17 protein-coding genes are annotated in these 18,647 nt (G+C 56.5%); 11 read left to right on the top strand and 6 right to left on the bottom strand.

What is annotated here, in order from left to right; translation table 11 throughout:
- Nucleotides 1-80: 80 nt before the first annotated feature.
- The 3 genes from G392_RS0101350 (at nucleotide 81) to G392_RS0101340 (ending at nucleotide 2,254) form a co-directional block, all read left to right on the top strand.
- Nucleotides 81-719, top strand: coding sequence for a Smr/MutS family protein (locus G392_RS0101350; protein WP_027008771.1), 639 nt, complete (start codon nucleotides 81-83; stop codon nucleotides 717-719).
- A gap of 4 nt (nucleotides 720-723) precedes the next feature.
- Nucleotides 724-1,839: a methyltransferase gene (locus G392_RS0101345; RefSeq protein WP_051255503.1), complete on the top strand. Its 1,116-nt coding sequence runs from the start codon at nucleotides 724-726 to the stop codon at nucleotides 1,837-1,839.
- A gap of 115 nt (nucleotides 1,840-1,954) precedes the next feature.
- On the top strand, nucleotides 1,955-2,254 hold the full coding sequence (locus tag G392_RS0101340; protein WP_027008769.1) for a hypothetical protein: 300 nt from the start codon (nucleotides 1,955-1,957) through the stop codon (nucleotides 2,252-2,254).
- Nucleotides 2,255-2,311: 57 nt separating this feature from the next.
- Here the strand turns inward: G392_RS0101340 and G392_RS0101335 are convergent, their stop codons facing one another.
- On the bottom strand, nucleotides 2,312-3,562 hold the full coding sequence (locus G392_RS0101335) for a cysteine desulfurase-like protein (protein ID WP_027008768.1): 1,251 nt from the start codon (nucleotides 3,560-3,562) through the stop codon (nucleotides 2,312-2,314).
- 11 nt (nucleotides 3,563-3,573) lie between these two features.
- Complete coding sequence (locus G392_RS0101330; RefSeq protein ID WP_027008767.1) at nucleotides 3,574-4,224, bottom strand: 2OG-Fe dioxygenase family protein; 651 nt, start codon at nucleotides 4,222-4,224, stop codon at nucleotides 3,574-3,576.
- A 148-nt stretch (nucleotides 4,225-4,372) separates the two neighbouring features.
- Between G392_RS0101330 and G392_RS0101320 the strand changes: the two genes are divergently transcribed.
- The 6 genes from G392_RS0101320 (at nucleotide 4,373) to G392_RS0101295 (ending at nucleotide 11,526) form a co-directional block, all read left to right on the top strand.
- Nucleotides 4,373-5,032, top strand: a complete 660-nt coding sequence (locus tag G392_RS0101320) for a MarC family protein (protein ID WP_027008766.1) — start codon at nucleotides 4,373-4,375, stop codon at nucleotides 5,030-5,032.
- Nucleotides 5,033-5,316: 284 nt separating this feature from the next.
- Nucleotides 5,317-5,502: a hypothetical protein gene (locus G392_RS0101315; protein WP_027008765.1), complete on the top strand. Its 186-nt coding sequence runs from the start codon at nucleotides 5,317-5,319 to the stop codon at nucleotides 5,500-5,502.
- A 70-nt stretch (nucleotides 5,503-5,572) separates the two neighbouring features.
- A complete protein-coding gene (aceE, locus tag G392_RS0101310; protein ID WP_027008764.1) occupies nucleotides 5,573-8,260 on the top strand; it encodes a pyruvate dehydrogenase (acetyl-transferring), homodimeric type in 2,688 nt (895 codons plus the stop codon).
- A 69-nt stretch (nucleotides 8,261-8,329) separates the two neighbouring features.
- Nucleotides 8,330-9,964, top strand: coding sequence for a dihydrolipoyllysine-residue acetyltransferase (gene aceF, locus G392_RS0101305; protein ID WP_027008763.1), 1,635 nt, complete (start codon nucleotides 8,330-8,332; stop codon nucleotides 9,962-9,964).
- 75 nt (nucleotides 9,965-10,039) lie between these two features.
- Nucleotides 10,040-10,648, top strand: coding sequence for a recombination mediator RecR (gene recR, locus G392_RS0101300; RefSeq protein ID WP_027008762.1), 609 nt, complete (start codon nucleotides 10,040-10,042; stop codon nucleotides 10,646-10,648).
- A 263-nt stretch (nucleotides 10,649-10,911) separates the two neighbouring features.
- Nucleotides 10,912-11,526 (top strand): hypothetical protein, encoded by a 615-nt coding sequence (locus G392_RS0101295; protein ID WP_027008761.1) that lies wholly within the window; start codon nucleotides 10,912-10,914, stop codon nucleotides 11,524-11,526.
- A 54-nt stretch (nucleotides 11,527-11,580) separates the two neighbouring features.
- On the opposite strand, the gene G392_RS0101290 is transcribed toward G392_RS0101295, so the two are convergent.
- The 3 genes from G392_RS0101290 to pyrE all read right to left on the bottom strand — a co-directional run bounded on the left by G392_RS0101290 (nucleotide 11,581) and on the right by pyrE (nucleotide 14,043).
- On the bottom strand, nucleotides 11,581-12,165 hold the full coding sequence (locus tag G392_RS0101290; RefSeq protein ID WP_027008760.1) for a Uma2 family endonuclease: 585 nt from the start codon (nucleotides 12,163-12,165) through the stop codon (nucleotides 11,581-11,583).
- A gap of 68 nt (nucleotides 12,166-12,233) precedes the next feature.
- Complete coding sequence (locus G392_RS11760) at nucleotides 12,234-13,208, bottom strand: Fic family protein (protein ID WP_211224331.1); 975 nt, start codon at nucleotides 13,206-13,208, stop codon at nucleotides 12,234-12,236.
- Between the two features lie 184 nt (nucleotides 13,209-13,392).
- Nucleotides 13,393-14,043 (bottom strand): orotate phosphoribosyltransferase, encoded by a 651-nt coding sequence (gene pyrE, locus G392_RS0101280; protein WP_027008758.1) that lies wholly within the window; start codon nucleotides 14,041-14,043, stop codon nucleotides 13,393-13,395.
- A gap of 142 nt (nucleotides 14,044-14,185) precedes the next feature.
- Here pyrE and G392_RS0101275 point away from each other — a divergent pair, with 142 nt between their 5' ends.
- Complete coding sequence (locus G392_RS0101275) at nucleotides 14,186-15,874, top strand: glutamine--tRNA ligase/YqeY domain fusion protein (protein WP_027008757.1); 1,689 nt, start codon at nucleotides 14,186-14,188, stop codon at nucleotides 15,872-15,874.
- A 249-nt stretch (nucleotides 15,875-16,123) separates the two neighbouring features.
- On the opposite strand, the gene G392_RS11755 is transcribed toward G392_RS0101275, so the two are convergent.
- Nucleotides 16,124-16,771, bottom strand: coding sequence for a CDP-alcohol phosphatidyltransferase (locus tag G392_RS11755; protein ID WP_051255501.1), 648 nt, complete (start codon nucleotides 16,769-16,771; stop codon nucleotides 16,124-16,126).
- 189 nt (nucleotides 16,772-16,960) lie between these two features.
- Between G392_RS11755 and G392_RS0101265 the strand changes: the two genes are divergently transcribed.
- Complete coding sequence (locus G392_RS0101265; protein WP_034334126.1) at nucleotides 16,961-18,541, top strand: AbgT family transporter; 1,581 nt, start codon at nucleotides 16,961-16,963, stop codon at nucleotides 18,539-18,541.
- Nucleotides 18,542-18,647 lie beyond the last annotated feature (106 nt).

Genomic DNA, 18,647 nt, shown 5'->3' with positions numbered 1-18,647 from the left:
ATGACGGTGCAGGGATTTTTCGGTCAATTGATGATACGCCCCAACCCCGTCCGTCAGAATTTGAAACAACCATCACCACCATGACTTTGCAAGACCAACTTCAAGCCCTGCACCGTCAGGCGCAACACGATGCCGAACAACGCCGCGCCGCCGAACGCGAAGCACAACGCTTGGCACGCGAAGCGGGCGAAACCGATTTTGCCGCGCTGATGGCAGACGTGGTGCCGCTCAAGCCGCGCAACACCTACTACCCCCCGCCCGACCGCAGCCCCATCAAGCCGCGCCGTCATAACCACACGGCAGACGATGACGGTGAAAACCTGTTTTTCATCGGCGAAGGCGGCGCCCACATCGACATTCCCGCCACCTTCAGCAAAAACGGTCAGGGCGCAAACGACATCAAACGTTTGCAGGCGGGGCATTGGCCGGTGGTGGCGGACGTGGATTTGCACGGTTACACGCAGGAAGAAGCGCAAAAGGTACTGAACGAATTTATTGTTTTCGTGCAAAAACGCGGCGTGTGCGGCGAAATCGTGCACGGAAGCGGGCTGGGTTCGCGGGGCTACACGCCCGTACTCAAATCGCTGGTGCGCCGTTGGCTGATGCAGCACCCCGACGTGCTTGCCTACGCCGAACCGCGCCCGAACAACGACGGCGCGGTGCGGATTTTGCTCAAACGCCCGTTCCGCCGCGACCCCTACGCCGAAGACAAGGACTGATGCCGTGCCGCTCCACACCATCACCCTCGCAGACGGGCGCAGCCTTGCCTACCGCAGCGAAAACCGCCACCGTCCGCCCCAACGCGCCGTACCGGCACGGCAAATTTCCGCCGCACAGGTGTTCCGCCACGCCTGCAACGGCACGGCAACGCTGTGGACGGGCGATTTCCATCAGGGCAAACAACTGCTTGCCGCACTGAAAAAACACGCCCGCAAACCCGCCGCACCCGCGCCCGACCCGCAAACCGCTTTCCACAAACACCGTTTGGCACAATCGCAACACAGCCGCACCGCCAATATGCTGCTGGTGATAATCGGTGCCGGCTTCACGCTGGATTTGCCCCGCGCCCCCGATGTGTCCGCCGCGCTGGCAGACGTGTACGGCACGCCCAACCGCGAACCGTTTTTGTTGCCGCTCAAGCAATTGCTCGGCTTTATCGGGGCGCACCAATGGCATCTGAAAGGGGTGGACGTGCCCGCTTTGGACGGACGGATTCATGTGCCGTTCGGCGTGTTTTCGCCGGTGCGCGGCGAATATGTCGGGCTGCTGCGCGATGCGCCCCTGCCGCCCGTGTGCGAAACGGCGTTCGACATCGGCACGGGAAGCGGCGTGTTGGCGGTGTTGCTGGCACAACGGGGCTTCCGGCGCGTGGTGGCGACCGATTGCGATGCCCGCGCCGCCGCGTGCGCCCGCGCCAATGTGCGCCGTTTCGGTTTGCACGCGAAAATTGACGTGTTGCAGCAAAACCTGTTTCCCGCAGGCACGGCAGATTTGATTGTGTGCAATCCGCCGTGGCTGCCCGCCAAACCCACTTCCGCCATCGAATCCGCGCTCTACGACCCCGACCACGCCATGTTGCGGGCGTTTTTGCGCGATGCGCCCGCCTGCCTGAATCCGCAGGGGCAGATTTGGCTGGTGCTGTCGGATTTGGCGGAACATTTGAGTTTGCGTCCTGCCGATGCCCTGCCGCAATGGTTTGCACAAGCGGGCTTGCGCCTGCTCGCTGCCGACCACGTCCGCCCCATACACGGCAAAGCCGCCGACCCGTCCGACCCTTTGGCGTTTGCACGGCAGCGCGAGCGCACGTTTTTGTACCGTTTGGCAGCCGCACAGGGCTGAACATAAAGCGCAGCCCCATGCCTTGCCCCGATTCGGACGGGCTTGCGCCCCGCCCGAATAATCAAGCGATTTTACCGCCGTAAACGGCGGGGTTTTAAACCGAAAAGGAATGTTGATGAACGGTTGGCACATTCGCTCCGCCCTGCCCGACAGCGAGCCGAACCCGAGCAATCTGCATGATTATTTAAATCCGCAGCTTATCGGCGGCGCGTCTGCCGATGCGCGGTTTGTGTTTGATGCGGTGTACGCGCCCGAGCGCGGGCATTTCGTGCTGACTTTGATGCAGATTGATGACGAATGGGGCTTTGTGGCGCACGAAAGCCGTTTGTACCCGCGCAGCCGCGCCGAACTGGCGGCGCACATCAGGCGTTTTTGTGCCGACCCCGCCGCGCAATGGGCAATGGCGGACGGCTGAACAAACGCCGTCCGTTCCGCACGGGCGGGCAGGACGGCGCAGTGCGCTAGTTGCGGCTCAAAGGTGCGTTTGCACCCATTCGTCCAGCAGCGCAAAAAAGCAGGCGATTTCGTCGTGGGTGGTGTAGTGCATGCAGCCGATGCGCAACAGCCCCGTTTCCGCCACGCCCAAATGCGACACCACGTCCCATGCGTAGAAGTTGCCGCTTCCGACCGCCACATTGCGCTCGCCGAACCACGCGGCAATCTGCTGCGGGCAGACGATGCCGCCGTTCGGGCGGACGATGTTGAAGGCGAAGGTGGGGGTGCGTCCGTGTTCACTGTCCAAGCCGTACAGGCGCACGAAGGGGCGTTGGCGGAAGCCGTCCAAAACGGCGCGGCTGATGCCTTGTTCGTAGCGGCGCACTTGCGCGTAGCTGCGGCGCAGACGGCTGCGGCGGTCGCCCGCGCCGTCTTCCGCCAGTGCCGCCCAGTAGTCGATCATGGCGATGAAGCCCGCTTGCGCTTCAAAAGACTGCGTGCCTTGTTCCCAACGGTTCGGCACGGCTTCGGAAGCGGGCGCGACTTTGTAGGGGCGCAGGGCGTGCAGATGGGCGCGTTTGCCGAAGCAGATGCCCAGATGCGGCCCGCCGAGCTTGTAGGCAGAGGCAAACAGAAAGTCGCAATCCCATGCCGCTGCATCGGGCAGCCCGTGGACGGCGGCATGCACCGCGTCCACGCTCACCCACGCCCCGACCGACCGCGCCGCCGCCACCAGCCGCGCCGTGTCCGCCACCGTACCCGATACGTTGGACGCGGCGGCAAAGGCAAGCAGGCGGGTGTTGCCGTCCAGCAGGTCGGGCAAGGCGGAATAATCCAAATCGCTGCCGTCCGCGTTCAGGGGCAGCATCCGCACCGCCACGCCGCGTTCTTCGGCGGCGCGTTGCCACGATGAAACGTGGGAGAAATGGTCGAGGCTGCTCAAAACGATGTTGTCGCCCGCCCGCCACGTTTGGGCAACGGCACGGCTGACGTTGAACATCAAGCTGGTGGCATTCAGCCCGAAAAACACCTCGTCTGCGGCACAGCCGAGCCAGTCTGCCGCCGCCTGCCGCGCATCGGACACCAAACGCCCCGTGCGCACGCCCGCATCGGCAAAACCGCCGAAATTGCTGTTGTAGCGCCCCAAATAGCCCACCATCGCGTCCAACACGCTTTGCGGCACTTGGCTGCCGCCGGGCCCGTCAAACAGCACGGGCAACTGCCCCTTGCCGTCCGCATGGTGCAGCGCGGGAAAACGGCGGCGCACCGCATCAATCGGATAATCCATCGCCCTGCCCCTTATGCGCGGTTGGCCGTCAGCACAAACAAATCCCAATAGCCCTGCGATGCCGCATCTGCCGCGCACACGGGCGATGCGCTGTGCCACAACGCCTTGTCGTTCAACACGCAAAAATCGCCCGCCTGCTGCGTACACGCCGCCACCGGTTCGGCATCATCCTTGTTTTGCCACAAATACAGCTCGCCGCCTTCGGCATTGTGCCGCGCCACCGTAAACACCCCGATGCGGTCAAAACCGTCCTGATGAATGCCTTCGGGCGTGGATTCGGCAGCCTGTGCGCCGTTTTTGGCGACAATCCGCATCTGATGCACCTCGATGTGCGCCTGCTCGGGCAAATCCGCCTTTTCGGCAAAACGGCGCATCATCGCCGCAAAACCGTTTGACGCCACCGTTTGCGCCGTCAAATCGTCATAAGTACGCGCCACATTGCCCTGAAACGCGTTCAAATCCTCGCCCTGAACAAACTGGCTGTTCGCCTGCAAACGGATGTCGCCCGAGCGGCGGCAGTAACGGAACGTGGAATAACGGCGCAAACGGAACGCGCCGTCTTTGTACGCGCTCGGCTGCAAAGTGTGGAACGATGCGCCCAATTCAGCCGCATCGGCAGCGTCCAAACGCCCCGTTTGATATTGGAAAACCTGTGTGTGCATGATGTGTGTCTCCGTGGTCGAAGCTGCGAAAAAAACGATTATACCGCAGTTGTCCGTTTTCCCGCGCAAACGCGTTTTCAGCCGCCGCGAAATTCGGTAAGATGCACACCGTTTTTTCCCGACACATTCGCATAAAAGGATTTTCGTCATGGGCTTGCAGTTGGAAATCGCCAAAATCATTTTGGCGTTGGTGGTGCTGGTCAATCCGTTCAGCGCGCTGCCGATTTTTTTGGACTTGACCCACCACTACAGCAAACGCGAACGCAACAAAGTCGCCCAAGCCGCTTCGTTCAGCGTGTTTGTTACCATCGCCGTGTTCGCGCTGACGGGCAATTGGCTGCTGGGCGCTTTGGGCATCAGCACGGGCGCGTTCCGCGTGGGCGGCGGGATTTTGGTGTTTTTAATCGCCATTTCGATGATGAGCAGCGGCAACAACCCCGCCAAGCCCGAAATCGGCACGGACGACGCCAGCGAAATCACCATCAAGCCGCACGCTTCGCCCAATATCGGCGCGATTTCGGTCGTGCCTTTGGCGATTCCGATGATGATTGGGCCCGGCGGGATTTCCACAGTCGTCATCTACACCGCTTCGGCGAAAAGCTATTGGGACGTTGCCGCCATTGTGATTGCCGGCGGGGTGATTGCGCTGCTGTGCTATGTGGTGCTGTTTGCGGCGGCGAAGGTGAGCAATCTGCTCGGCGAAACGGGGCTGACGGTACTCAACCGCGTGATGGGCATGCTGCTGGCGGCGGTGTCGGTGGAAATCATCGTGGCGGGGCTGCGCGACCTGTTTCCCAAGCTGGTGTAGGGCGTGTCATCAATTGACTGAAAAAACGCCGCGCCGTCATGCCCGCGCGGGTGGGAATCCAAGTCAAAGCACGACAAGCCTTGATAAAACATCACTTACCAAGCATCGGGCAGTGGATTCCCGCATTCGCGGGAATGACGGCAGTGTTTATATTTCGTTGATTTTCAATGAAAGAATTTAAATGATGACACGCCCTAATGACAATCAGCATCATACAAAAATGCCGTCATGCCCGCGCGGGCAGGCATGACGGTGCAGAGGTTTTTCGATTTTTCGATTTATTGATGACACACCCCGAGTCGCGCCGTCATTTCGCCGCAAACCACCCGCGCCGTCCTGCCCGTCTGCCCGCGCATGATGCGTGCGCGGCACAGGCTTGGCGCGACTTTTTGTTTTACGGGGCGCATTGCGTGTACAATGCGGTATTTCTGCCCTGTGCAGATTCGTCAAAATTCTTTGGTTCGGTTTGAATCGGGGCATGCGCCCCTGTGCGTTGAAACCGAGTTGAAACATTGTCAAGCAGTCAAGAAAGGAAAAACGATGTCCCAAACCTACAACGACGTCCGCGATACCGACCCTGTCGAAACCCAAGAATGGTTGGACGCGCTCAGTTCCGTGTTGCAGCACGAAGGCGAAGAACGCGCCCATTTCCTGCTGGAAAATCTGGTCAAATACACGCGCAGACGCGGCGTGCATCTGCCGTTTGACGCCACCACCGCTTATCTGAACACCATTCCGGTGGGCAAAGAACAAAAATCGCCCGGCAATCACGAATTGGAACACCGTATCCGCTCGATTATCCGTTGGAACGCGGCGGCAATGGTGTTACGCGCCGGTAAAAAAGACTTGGAATTGGGCGGACACATCGCATCGTTCCAATCCGCCGCCACGCTCTACGATGTCGGCTTCAACCATTTCTGGCACGCCAAAAACGGCGATGAAGAAGGCGATTTGGTGTTCGTACAGGGACACTCCGCACCGGGCATCTACGCCCGCGCTTTCGTGGAAGGCCGCTTGAACGAAGAACAACTGGACAAATTCCGCCAAGAAGCGGACGGAGACGGCCTGTCGTCCTATCCGCACCCGCACCTGATGCCCGATTTCTGGCAATTCCCCACCGTATCCATGGGCTTGGGCCCCTTGATGGCGATTTACCAAGCGCGTTTCCTGAAATATTTGGATTCGCGCGGCTTGAGCAAAACCAAAGGCCGCAAAGTATGGGTGTTCTGCGGCGACGGCGAAATGGACGAGCCGGAAAGCCAAGGCGCGATTTCGCTCGCCGCCCGCGAAGGCTTGGACAACCTGATTTTCGTCATCAACTGCAATCTGCAACGCTTGGACGGCCCCGTGCGCGGCAACGGCAAAATCATTCAGGAATTGGAAGGCAATTTCCGTGGCGCGGGCTGGAACGTGCTGAAAGTGATTTGGGGCAGCCGTTGGGACGCGCTGCTCGCCCGCGATACCGACAACCACTTGAAACAACGCATGGAAGAAGTGGTGGACGGAGACTACCAAACCTATAAAGCCAAAGACGGCGCCTATGTGCGCGAACACTTCTTCAACACGCCCGAACTCAAAGCGATGGTGGCGAATATGTCCGATGAAGAGGTGTGGGCCTTGAACCGTGGCGGCCACGACCCGCACAAGGTTTACGCCGCCTACCACGAAGCCGTGAACAACGCAGGCGGCCGTCCCACCGTGATTTTGGCGAAAACCATCAAAGGCTACGGCATGGGCGCATCGGGCGAAGGTCAGAACGTGGCGCACCAAGCCAAAAAAATGGACGTGGAATCGCTGAAAAAATTCCGCACCCGTTTCGGCATTCCCGTGTCGGACGAGCAAATTGAAAGCGGCGATTTGCCCTACTACCGCTTCCCCGAAGACAGCGAGGAAATGCGCTATCTGCGCGAACGCCGCAACGCTTTGGGCGGCTACCTGCCGCAGCGCAATCCCAACACCGAAGCCCTACCGATTCCCGCGCTGGACACTTTTGACGCGCAACTGCAATCAAGCGGCGAGCGCGAATTTTCCACCACGATGGCGTTTGTGCGGATTTTGTCCGCGCTGCTGAAAGACAAGCAAATCGGCAAGCGCATTGTGCCCATCGTTCCCGATGAAAGCCGTACCTTCGGCATGGAAGGCATGTTCCGCCAATACGGGATTTGGAATCCGAAAGGCCAGCAATACACGCCGCAGGACAAAGACCAACTGATGTTCTACAAAGAATCGGTGGACGGTCAGATTTTGCAGGAGGGCATCAACGAACCGGGCGCGATGGCAGACTGGATTGCGGCGGGCACGTCTTACGCCAACAGCCGTTACGCGATGATTCCGTTCTATATTTATTACTCGATGTTCGGTTTTCAGCGCGTGGGCGATTTGGCTTGGGCGGCGGGCGACATGCACGCGCGCGGCTTTTTGGTCGGCGGCACGGCGGGACGCACCACGCTGAACGGCGAAGGTTTGCAGCACGAAGACGGCCACAGCCACGTTCAGGCAGACTTGATTCCCAACTGCGTGTCTTACGACCCGACTTTCCAATACGAATTGGCGGTGATTATTCATGACGGTTTGCGCCGTATGTATGTGGAACAGGAAGACGTGTTCTACTATCTGACCGTGATGAACGAAAACTACGCCCACCCCGCCATGCCGCAACGCGAGGGCATCGAGCAGGAAATTTTGAAAGGCATGTATTTGCTGCAACAGGGCGGCAACGGCGGCAACAAAGTGCAACTGATGGGTTCGGGTACGATTTTGAACGAAGTCATCGCCGCCGCCAAGCTGCTGAAAGACGATTTCGGCGTGGACGCGGACGTGTGGTCTTGCCCGTCTTTCAACCTGCTGCACCGCGATGCGATGGAAACGGAACGCCACAACCGCCTGCACCCGATGAGTGCGCCGAAAGTGCCGTTTGTGGCGCAGCAGTTGGCGGGACACGCCGGCCCCGTGATTGCCGCCACCGACTACATCCGCAGCTTCCCCGACCGCATCCGCGCCTACATTCCCAAAGAAAACGGCAGCTACACCGTGTTGGGTACGGACGGTTTCGGCCGCAGCGACAGCCGCGCCAATTTGCGCCGTTTCTTTGAAGTGGACCGCTACCACGTTGCCCTTGCCGCGCTGAACGCTTTGGCGGACGAGGGCAAGCTGGAAAAAGTGGTGGTGCAGCAAGCCATTGAAAAATACGGCATTGACACGGACGTTGCGCCGAGCTGGAAACGCTGACGGGTTTTCAGGCAGCCTGAAAAACGCGGGCTGCCTGAAACCATGCCGATTAAAAATTAAGGAAAGAGAATGAGTACCGTAGAAATCAAAGTCCCCGACATCGGCGGACACGAAAATGTGGATGTGATTGCCGTAGAAGTGAAAGTCGGCGACAGCGTTGCCGAAAACGATACCCTGATGACGCTGGAAACCGATAAGGCCACCATGGACGTTCCCGCAGACGCGGCGGGCGTGGTGGCGGAAGTGTTGGTAAAAGTGGGCGACAAGGTTTCCGAAGGCAGCCCGATTGTGCGCCTGAACGCCGCAGCCGCCGTTGCCGTGCCCGAACCCGTTGTGCAGACGGCGAAATCCGAAGCACCCGTTCAGGCAGCCGCGCCGCAGGGCGCGTCCGCCGTGCAGCAAATCGCCGTTCCCGACATCGGCGGCGGCGAAGTGGACGTGATTGCGGTGGAAATCAAAGTGGGCGACACCATCGCTTTGGACGATGTGCTGCTGACTTTGGAATCCGACAAAGCCACGATGGACGTGCCGTCCACTGCCGCCGGTGTGGTAACCGCCGTGCATCTGAAAGTGGGCGACAAAGTGTCCGAAGGCAGCCCGATTGCCGATGTGCAAAGCGCCGATGCCGCGCCGACAGCCGAAACCACGCCGCCGCCCGCACCGAAAGCGGAAGCCGCGCCCGTTCAGGCAGCCGCGCCCGCGCCGCAAGTGCCGCAACAGCCCAGCCCCGCGCCCGCCGCACCGAAAGCCGCATTCGGCGACACCCCCGTCAATGAAGCCGCGTTTGCCAAAGCGCATGCCGGCCCGTCCGTGCGCAAACTGGCGCGCGAATTGGGCGTGGATTTGGGCTTGGTGAACGGCACGGGCGCGAAAGGGCGCGTGTTGGCGGAAGACGTGAAAGGTTTTGTCAAAGGCGTGATGCAAAACGGCGGCGCGGTTCAGGCAGCCGCGCCCGCATCTTCGGGCGGCGGTTTGGACTTGCTGCCGTGGCCGAAAGTGGATTTTGCCAAATTCGGCGAAATTGAAATCAAAGAATTGAGCCGCATCAAGAAAATTTCCGGTCAAAACCTGTCGCGCAACTGGGTGGTGATTCCGCACGTTACCGTTAATGACGAAGCCGACATGACCGATTTGGAAAGTTTCCGCCAAACCCTGAACAAAGAATGGGAAAAAGCGGGCGTGAAAGTGTCGCCCTTGGCGTTTATCATCAAGGCTTCCGTGTCCGCGCTCAAGGCGTTTCCCGAATTCAATTCGTCTTTGGACGGCGACAATCTGGTGCTGAAAAAATACTTCCACATCGGTTTTGCCGCCGACACGCCCAACGGCTTGGTGGTGCCCGTCATCAAAGACGTGGACAAAAAAGGCTTGAAAGAAATCAGCCAAGAACTGACCGAATTGAGCAAAAAAGCCCGCGAAGGCAAGCTCAAACCGCAGGAAATGCAGGGTGCGTGCTTCACCATTTCCAGCTTGGGCGGCATCGGCGGCACGAGCTTCACGCCGATTGTGAACGCGCCGGAAGTGGCGATTTTGGGCGTGTGCAAATCGCAGATGAAACCCGTGTGGAACGGCAAGGAATTTGAACCGCGCCTGATGTGCCCCTTGAGCCTGTCGTTTGACCACCGCGTGATTGACGGCGCGGCGGGCATGCGCTTTGTGGTGTATCTGGCGAATTTGTTGAAAGATTTCCGCCGCGTATTGCTGTAAACGCCACGTTTTGCCCCCCCATTTCAGGCGCGTCTGCTGCTGCGCGGACGCGCCTGAAACGCCGTTTTTACCGCCATGTCCCACCCCGATGCCTTTACCCGCCTGATACAAGCCCTGTGCGTGCTGCCCAATGTCGGGCCCAAAACCGCACAACGCATGGCGCACGCCCTGTTGCAACAAAACCGTCAGGGCGCGGCAGAGCTTGCCCACGCCCTGCAACACGCACTCAAACAAGTCAATCACTGCCTTGATTGCAATACCTTTTGCGAAGGCGAACGCTGCAACCTGTGCGCCGACCCGCAGCGCGACCCGCAGCGACTGATGATTGTCCACATGCCTGCCGATGTCGCCGCAATGGAACGGGCGCATTGCCACGACGGGCATTACTTCGTGCTGATGGGTCAAATCAACCCCATACAAAACATGGACTTGAACAGCATCGCCTTGGAGAAACTGGTGCAAAGGCTCGCCCGCAGCACAATCAGCGAAATCATCATCGCCACCGCCGCCACCGCCGAAGGCGATGCCACCGCCTATGTTTTGATTGAACTGCTCAAAGCCCAGCCCTACCGCATCAGCCGCTTGGCACGGGGCATGCCCTTGGGCAGCGAAATCGAATACGTTGATGCCGGCACACTGGCGCAAGCCGTGTACGAACGCAAACAGTTGAACCACACACCATAAACGTGAACCCGAAGGAATCATGCTGATGTTTCAACCCACAGGGCTGCACATAAAGCACAGCCCCATGCCTTGCCCTGATTCGGACGGGTTTACGCCCCGCCCGAATAATATAGTTGATAAAAATAAAAACGAGACAAGGCGACAACGCCCGCCGTATACGGGTAGTAAGGGCGTCGGCAACGCCGTATCGTTGCGATTTTAATCCACTATAAAGCGATTTTACCGCCGTGAACGGCAGGGTTTCAAAGCGAAAAGGAATTTTGATGAACCACAAAAACCTACTGATGCTGATTGCAGCAACGGCAACATTATGGCTCGGCGCGTGCGGCGATACCGCCGAAGCCGAAGCCCCCAAACGCGCCAAAAAAACCGCCGCCAAACCCGTCGTGCGCCGCAACCTGCTCGAAGACACCGACACCCTGCGCCGCGCCCAAACCACCCTGCCCCAACAAGCACAATTTCAAGGCAAACCCGTTTACGTTTTTGAAAAAATCGACTTTTTTGACGGCACGCGCCCGCGCATCGAATTACAGGCACAAGACCCGCTCCGCCCCAACAAACTGCTGCTGTTCCGCTACGAAAACGGACAATGGCAATTTGTCGATGACGAAGACGAACTCAACAGCAAAAAACCGTCCCGCCACCTGACTTTGCTGGAACACATTCCCTTTACCGACGTGCCGCTCGTTGCCAAAATGTGGCGGCAGCACGCCGCGCAAACCCGCGCTGTGGTGCAAGAACCCTACCACATCGCCCATGTGCTGCTGCCGAAAACACAAAAACGCTTTTGGCACACCGCCGAACTGGAAGCGCACGGCGCACAATACTACCTCAGCATCAACCCTGATTTCAGCATTTTTGAATTTAAAAAACTGTGATGCCTCCCCACACACAATGGAACGGAACAGCACCGGTTTGACAGACGCTTGGCATTACCTTTGCAAAAATCTCCGCCTTTGCGCTTGAAAAACAACTCGTTGGTAAATATCTGCCATTGCCAGCGACAAATCCAAGCTCTCCAAGCCGACCACATCATCACCGCAAATGTATTCCGTACGTTGCCAGTTTTCCTGCTTCCGGTAAACCGCAACATGAGTAAAGTCCTGCTCAATCAGCACATATTCTTGCAGGGTCGGAATGGTTTGATAATCCCTTACCTTAACCGTCAAATCAATTGCACGGGTGTCATCGGCAAGCACTTCAACAATCACCAACGGTTTTTCAGCAACATATTCACTTTCCGTGCCGCACTCCACCACCACATCGGGATAGTAGGAATTTTGCCCCACCCTGACATTCCAAGCACTGGCAAAAACAAAGCAGTTGCTGTTTTTCAAATGAGCGTGCATCAAAACAATCAAATTGGATTTGATGATACCGTGATTTCGGGAAGCGCCTTCCATCGCCACGATTTCCCCGTCAATCAGCTCAAACCGTTCTTCCAAATGGTCTTCGCAATATTGCAGGTATTCCGCTTCCGTTACCCGTTGCGGAATGGTTTGGGGTTGGGCATTCATGCGTCCATCTCCTTAATATATTTAACAAGTTTTTTGAATAAAAATGATTTTTTTAGACAAACCAAGATTTATTGTTTTTGGATAAGCGGTTCAATTTTTTTGAAGAAGTAATAGCCTTTGTTTTGTGCGTGTTGGTTTCCATTTGGGGCAAGCAGGTTCAGATAAGTAAACAGCCATTTTTTCACGTTGTTGCCGATAAAAATCTTGAATTGCCGTTTTTCAGGGTCGTTTCCCGTTCGAGCCAGCTCCAAACTGTCATAATAAGCAAATCTTTTTTCGTTTTCACCGTCTAAAATGGTAATCGGATAACCGTTTTGAAGTAAAATTAGGTTCATAACCAATCTTGCGGTACATCCGTTGCTATCGATAAACGGGTGTATGGTTACCAGTCTTTCATGCATTTCCGCAGCAAGTTCTACAGGGTGCATGGTGTCTTTGTTTTGTTCGTAAAATTCAAAATATTCATTCATTAAATCCATAATTTGGAGAAATGACGGCGGAATAAAGCTGCTGCCTGAAATCATTACGTTTTCTTGACGGTATCTGCCCGCATTTTCTCTGTTGATGCCGTGCAGTATCAGGGAATGAATGTTTAACAGGCAGCGTTTGTCAAACGGGACATCGGAAACGGCAATTTCCCTAATATAGTCAATCGCTTCTTGATGGTTGATGGCTTCCAAGTGTTCTGTAAGGGTTTTCCCTTTGATGGTAAATCCTTTATTAACAATCAGATGGGTTTCGTTTTTGCTTAATGTGTTGCCTTCAATTTTGTTGCTTTGGTAGGTGTATTCAACGTCAAAGGCTTGTTTGAGTTTAAAAACTTCGTTTTCCGATAGCGGTCTGAAACTGTCCAAGCATTTTTTTAGGTCAGTAAGTTGGTTTTTCAGTTCTGAAAAGTCTTGGGTTTCCGCCCAAATTGCCGATAGGTCAAAGGTTTGGTTATTTTTTAGGTTTTCCATGATTTTTTGGTTAAAAAGTTGGCGCAGCAGTAAGCGTTCTTGGTTTTTCGATAGGGTGTTTTTTTGTTGGTCAGGGTGTGTCATTATTTAAATTTTCTATTGGAAATCAGTGCAGTATAAGAAATGCCGTCATGCCCGCTCAGGCGGGAATCCACTGCACGATGCTTGGCAAACGATGTTTTATCACCGTTTCATTGTGCTTCAACTTGGATTCCCGCCTGCGCGGGAATGACGGCGCAGAGGTTTTTCGGTCAATTAACGATACGCCCTAATCCGATACGCCATACCGTTCGCGATACGCGGTCAGCGCGGGCAGGTGGTTTGCCAAATCCGCATGCTGCTGCGCCCGCAACAGGGCAAACAAGTCGTCCAGCGTGGCAATCGCCACAACGGGCAAGCCGTATTGCTGCGCCACTTCCTGCACGGCAGACAGCTCGCCCGTGCCTTTTTCCATGCGGTCGAGCGCGATGGCGACGGCGGCGGGGGTTGCGCCCGCGTTTTCAATCAGGCGCACCGATTCGCGCACCGAAGTACCCGCCGAAATCACGTCATCGATAATCAGTACCCGCCCCGCCAAGGGCGCACCCACCAACACGCCGCCTTCGCCGTGGTCTTTGGCTTCTTTGCGGTTGTAGGCAAACGGCACGTTGATGCCGCGCTCCGCCAGCATCATCGCGGTGGCGGCAGCCAACACAATCCCTTTATAAGCAGGGCCGAACAACATATCAAATTCAATTTTGCTCTGCACAACCGCTTCCGCGTAAAAACGCGCCAATTGCAGCGCAGACGCACCATCGTTAAACAAACCCGCATTGAAAAAATACGGCGACTGCCGCCCCGCTTTGGTGGTAAATTCGCCAAACTTCAATACTTCGCAATCCAGCGCAAACCGGAGAAAATCTTGACGGAAATCGGACATTTTCGGCGTTCCCAAAAAGTTGAAAAATCGTGGCGACTATACCACCGTTTGCCCGCTTTTTGCAAAACGCGCCGCGCACGCACAGAGCGCACCCTTCTTGGTATAATCGTTTCACTGCCGAACACCCCGAAAAAGGAACACCATGCACCCGCAAGAATTTGCCGACAACCATTTTATCCGCACCATCATTGAAAAAGATTTGGCAAACGGCAAACACGCCGCCGTCCACACCCGTTTCCCGCCCGAACCGAACGGCTATCTGCATGTCGGACACGCCAAATCCATCTGCCTGAATTTCGGTTTGGCGTATATTTACAAAGGCTTGTGCAATCTGCGTTTTGACGACACCAATCCCGAAAAAGAAAATCAGGAATACGTTGATTCCATTAAAGAAGACGTGTGCTGGCTGGGCTTTGACTGGAACGGCGAGCCGCGTTACGCCTCCGATTATTTTCAGCAACTGTATGATTATGCGGTAGGTTTGATTCAAGACGGCAAGGCCTATGTGGACGATTTGACCGCCGAACAAATCCGCGAATATCGCGGCACGCTTACCGAAGCGGGCAAAAACAGCCCCTACCGCGAACGCAGCGTGGCGGAAAATCTGGATTTGTTCCAACGCATGAAAAACGGCGAGTTTGCGGACGGCAGCAAAACCCTGCGCCTGAAAATTGATATGGCATCGGGTAATGTGAATTTGCGCGACCCCGTGATTTACCGCATCCGCCGCGCCCACCACCACAATACGGGCGACCAATGGTGCATTTATCCGATGTACGACTACACCCACGCCATTTCCGATGCCATTGAAGGGATTACACATTCTTTGTGTACGCTGGAATTTGAAGCGCACCGCCCGCTTTACGATTGGGTGCTGGACAATATTCCCGCACCGCACCCCACGCGCCCGCGCCAATACGAGTTTTCCCGTTTGGAACTGCTGTACACGATTACCTCCAAACGCAAATTAAACCAACTGGTTAGCGAAGGTCATGTGCGCGGTTGGGACGACCCGCGCATGCCGACCATTTCCGGAATGCGGCGGCGCGGCTACACGCCGGCGGGCGTGCGCCTGTTTGCCAAACGCGCGGGCATTTCCAAATCGGAAAACATTGTGGACATGAGCGTTTTGGAGGGTGCGGTGCGCGAGGATTTGGAAAACACCGCACCGCGCATGATGGCGGTGTTAAATCCTTTAAAAGTTACCCTGACCAATTTTGACCGCGAAAAAACCCAAAGCCGTTCCGCGCCTTATCACCCGAACCACCCCGACATGGGCGAACGCGAAATCCCCGTTTCCGAAACCATTTACATTGAACGCGATGATTTCAGCGAACAGCCGCCGCAAGGCTGGCAGCGTTTGAGCGTGGGCGGCGAAGTGCGCCTGCGTTACGGCTACGTCATCAAATGCGATGAAGCCGTGAAAGACGGAAACGGCGAAGTGGTTGAATTGAAATGTTCTATTGACCACGACACGCTGGGCAAAAAACCGGAGGGGCGCAAGGTGAAAGGCGTGATTCACTGGTTAAGCGCGGCGCACGCCGTGCCGGTGCAAGTGCGTTTGTATGACCGTCTGTTTGCGGTGGAACGCCCCGATGCGGTGCGCGGCGAAGACGGGCAATACCGTCCGTTTACCGATTTTCTCAACCCCGATTCGGCGCGGGAAATCACGGCGTGGGCGGAACCCGTTGCCAACGGTTTGGCGGCAGAAAGCCGTTGGCAGTTTGAGCGTTTGGGCTATTTCGTTACCGACCGTTACGACCACGCTGCGGGCAGCCCCGTGTTCAACCGCACGGTGGGTTTGAAAGATACTTGGCAGAAGTCCGCTTAAGACGCGCATCATCAAAAGCGCAAACCGTCATTCCCGCGCAGGCGGGAATCCAAAACAAACTTCAAAAAGCATCGATAAAATATTGCTTCCTGTGCGGGAATGACGGTGTTTTTGTATTATGCTGATTTATAACAAAAGAGTTTAATTGATGACACACCCTAAAACGCGCATCATCATTATTTGACCGAAAAAACGCAACACCGTCCTTTCCGCGCAGGCAGAAAGGACGGTGTTGTGGTTTGGGTCTGATTATTCGTTGTCGCCATCGTCGGCTACGGCGGCAACGGTTTGTGCTTCGCCATAGCCGCGCAAGCCGTTTTGCATGCGCAGCCAGCAGGTGTAGGCGGTGGCGGCCACGGTCAGCCACAGCAACAGCAGCGCAAAGGCGTTCAGGCTGCCCGCCACGGCGTACCACACCGCCAGCACCGCCAGCACCGCCATGCGGTCGCTGCGCCCCATCGGGCCGTCATGACGGCGTCCGTGATAGCCGTGTACCTTGCCCAGCAGTCCGCACAATTCGCACACCGCGCCCAACCACACCAGCAAGCCCACAGGCAACGCGCCCGCCAACACCGCCAAGGGCAGCCACAACGCCGCATCTGCCGCCGCCGCGCCCAATTCCGCCCAATACGCGCCTTCTGCCGATTCCTGCATAAACTCCTGCGCCATCAGCCCGTCCAATACGTCCAACACCAGCCGCGCCAGCAACCAAAGCGGCAGCAGCCAAAACAAAAACGCCGCTTTGGCAAACACCGCCAACAACACCCCCACCGCCAGCGAGCCGCCCGCCGCCGCCCACGTCAAACGGTTGGCACTGATGCCGCGATTGACCAATTGCTGTGCCAAGGGGCGCAACAGCTCGCGCAGTTTCGGTTTCAAACATTCGGTACTGAACATGATTTCACCTCTTTAGAAAAATTATGGTCAAAACAGCCATCATAGCAAACCGCCGCCCGAAAACCAAGCCGCCCGCCGCGCAGCGTCTGCAATTTGCCGCAATAATTTGCCAAATAACTTTTTCTTATTTGCCAGACGCATTGTCAAGCGCGAAAATAATCAACTTGTGTAAACTTTTGCGAGAACATCATGGCAAGCGCAAACCCCCCGCAAAAAACCGACAAACGCCTCGACAAGCTGCTCAACGGCGTGGAATGGCTCGGCAATTTATTGCCGCACCCTGTGGTTTTGTTTTTGATTTTTATCGGATTACTGCTGTTGGCATCGGCATTGGGCGCGTATTTTGACGTCAGCGCGATTGACCCGCGTCCCGAAGGCGCGAAAGGCCGCGCCGAAGACGGCATTATCCGCGTGGTGAGCCTGCTCAACGGCGACGGTTTGGCGAAAATGGTGGAAAATCTGGTGAAAAACTTTACCGGATTTGCACCTTTGGGTTCGTCTTTGGTGGCCTTGCTCGGCGTGGGCATCGCCGAACGTTCGGGGCTGATTGCCGCCGCCATGCGCGGGGTGGTGCTGAACGCGCCGCCGCGCCTGATTACGTTTGCGGTGGTGTTTGCGGGGGTGATGTCCAATTTGGCGGCGGAATTGGGTTATGTGGTGATTATCCCCTTGGCGGGCATGATTTTTTACTCGCTCGGACGGCACCCGCTCGCGGGCATTGCCGCCGCGTTTGCGGGCGTGTCGGGCGGTTACAGCGCGAATTTGCTGATTGGCACGCTCGACCCGATTTTGTCGGGCATCACCCAACAGGCGGCGCGGCTGATTGCGCCCGATTACACGGTGGGCGTGGAAGCGAACTGGTATTTTATGGCGGTGAGCACCTTTTTGATTGTGTTTCTGGGCTTTATCGTTACCGACAAAATCGTGGAGCCGCGTTTGGGCAAGTATGACCCGCAAGAAGGCAGCGCGGCGGAAGAAGGCATCAATATTGAACAGCTTACGCAGGCAGAAAAACGCGGTTTGAAAGCGGCCTTGTTTACGGTGTTGGCCTTGGGCGTGCTGCTGTCGCTGACGGTGCTGCCTGAAAACGGCGTGCTGCGCAATCCCGAAACGGGCAAAATCGCCAATTCGCCGTTTATGCACGGGATTGTGGCGTTTATTTTCGTGTTTTTCTCGGCGGCGGGCATCGCCTACGGGCGCGTGGCGGGCACGATGCGGACTACGGACGAAATCATTGATGGCATGACCAATTCCATGCGTTCTATGGCTTTGTATTTGGTGTTGATTTTCTTTGTGTCGCAGTTTATCGCCTATTTCAGTTGGAGCAATTTGGGGCCGGTGATGGCGGTGAAAGGCTCGGAATTTTTGAAAAACATCGGTTTGACGGGCGGTTTGCTGATGATTGGTTTTATTCTGATTTGCGCGTTTATCAATCTGATGATTGGTTCGGCTTCGGCGCAATGGGCGGTAACCGCGCCGATTTTCGTGCCGATGCTGATGCTGGTGGGGTATGCGCCGGAAACGATTCAGGCAGCCTACCGTATCGGCGATTCGGTTACCAATATTATTTCGCCGTTGATGAGCTTTTTCGGGCTGATTTTGGCGGTGGCGATTCGGTATAAGCGCGATACGGGGGTCGGCACGATGGTGGCGATGATGCTGCCCTACTCTGTGGCGTTTTTGGCGGGTTGGAGCGTGTTGTTTTATTTGTGGGTGTTTGTGTTCGGTTTGCCGGTAGGGCCGGGTTCGCCGATTTATTACACGCCTTGATTGTCTGCCCTGCCGTACCGCCCCTTTTGGGGCGGTTTTTTTAACCTTTTTTGACATTTCGGGCTGCCTGAAGCGCAAAAATGGTGTACCATTCGCCGCAGCTTTT

This window comes from Conchiformibius kuhniae DSM 17694, from assembly GCF_000428785.1.
Lineage (GTDB): Bacteria > Pseudomonadota > Gammaproteobacteria > Burkholderiales > Neisseriaceae > Conchiformibius > Conchiformibius kuhniae.
The sequence above is the reverse complement of the archived record's forward strand: the minus strand, read 5'-3'. Positions and strand labels throughout refer to the sequence as shown.

Coding starts and splice junctions, on each gene's coding strand:
- G392_RS0101350 (WP_027008771.1), top strand. CDS start 81: ATGACTTTGCAAGACCAACTTCAAGCCCTGCACCGTCAGGCGCAACAC.
- G392_RS0101340 (WP_027008769.1), top strand. CDS start 1,955: ATGAACGGTTGGCACATTCGCTCCGCCCTGCCCGACAGCGAGCCGAAC.
- G392_RS0101335 (WP_027008768.1), bottom strand. CDS start 3,562: ATGGATTATCCGATTGATGCGGTGCGCCGCCGTTTTCCCGCGCTGCAC.
- G392_RS0101330 (WP_027008767.1), bottom strand. CDS start 4,224: ATGCACACACAGGTTTTCCAATATCAAACGGGGCGTTTGGACGCTGCC.
- G392_RS0101320 (WP_027008766.1), top strand. CDS start 4,373: ATGGGCTTGCAGTTGGAAATCGCCAAAATCATTTTGGCGTTGGTGGTG.
- G392_RS0101315 (WP_027008765.1), top strand. CDS start 5,317: ATGACACACCCCGAGTCGCGCCGTCATTTCGCCGCAAACCACCCGCGC.
- aceE (WP_027008764.1), top strand. CDS start 5,573: ATGTCCCAAACCTACAACGACGTCCGCGATACCGACCCTGTCGAAACC.
- aceF (WP_027008763.1), top strand. CDS start 8,330: ATGAGTACCGTAGAAATCAAAGTCCCCGACATCGGCGGACACGAAAAT.
- recR (WP_027008762.1), top strand. CDS start 10,040: ATGTCCCACCCCGATGCCTTTACCCGCCTGATACAAGCCCTGTGCGTG.
- G392_RS0101295 (WP_027008761.1), top strand. CDS start 10,912: ATGAACCACAAAAACCTACTGATGCTGATTGCAGCAACGGCAACATTA.
- G392_RS0101290 (WP_027008760.1), bottom strand. CDS start 12,165: ATGAATGCCCAACCCCAAACCATTCCGCAACGGGTAACGGAAGCGGAA.
- G392_RS11760 (WP_211224331.1), bottom strand. CDS start 13,208: ATGACACACCCTGACCAACAAAAAAACACCCTATCGAAAAACCAAGAA.
- pyrE (WP_027008758.1), bottom strand. CDS start 14,043: ATGTCCGATTTCCGTCAAGATTTTCTCCGGTTTGCGCTGGATTGCGAA.
- G392_RS0101275 (WP_027008757.1), top strand. CDS start 14,186: ATGCACCCGCAAGAATTTGCCGACAACCATTTTATCCGCACCATCATT.
- G392_RS11755 (WP_051255501.1), bottom strand. CDS start 16,771: ATGTTCAGTACCGAATGTTTGAAACCGAAACTGCGCGAGCTGTTGCGC.
- G392_RS0101265 (WP_034334126.1), top strand. CDS start 16,961: ATGGCAAGCGCAAACCCCCCGCAAAAAACCGACAAACGCCTCGACAAG.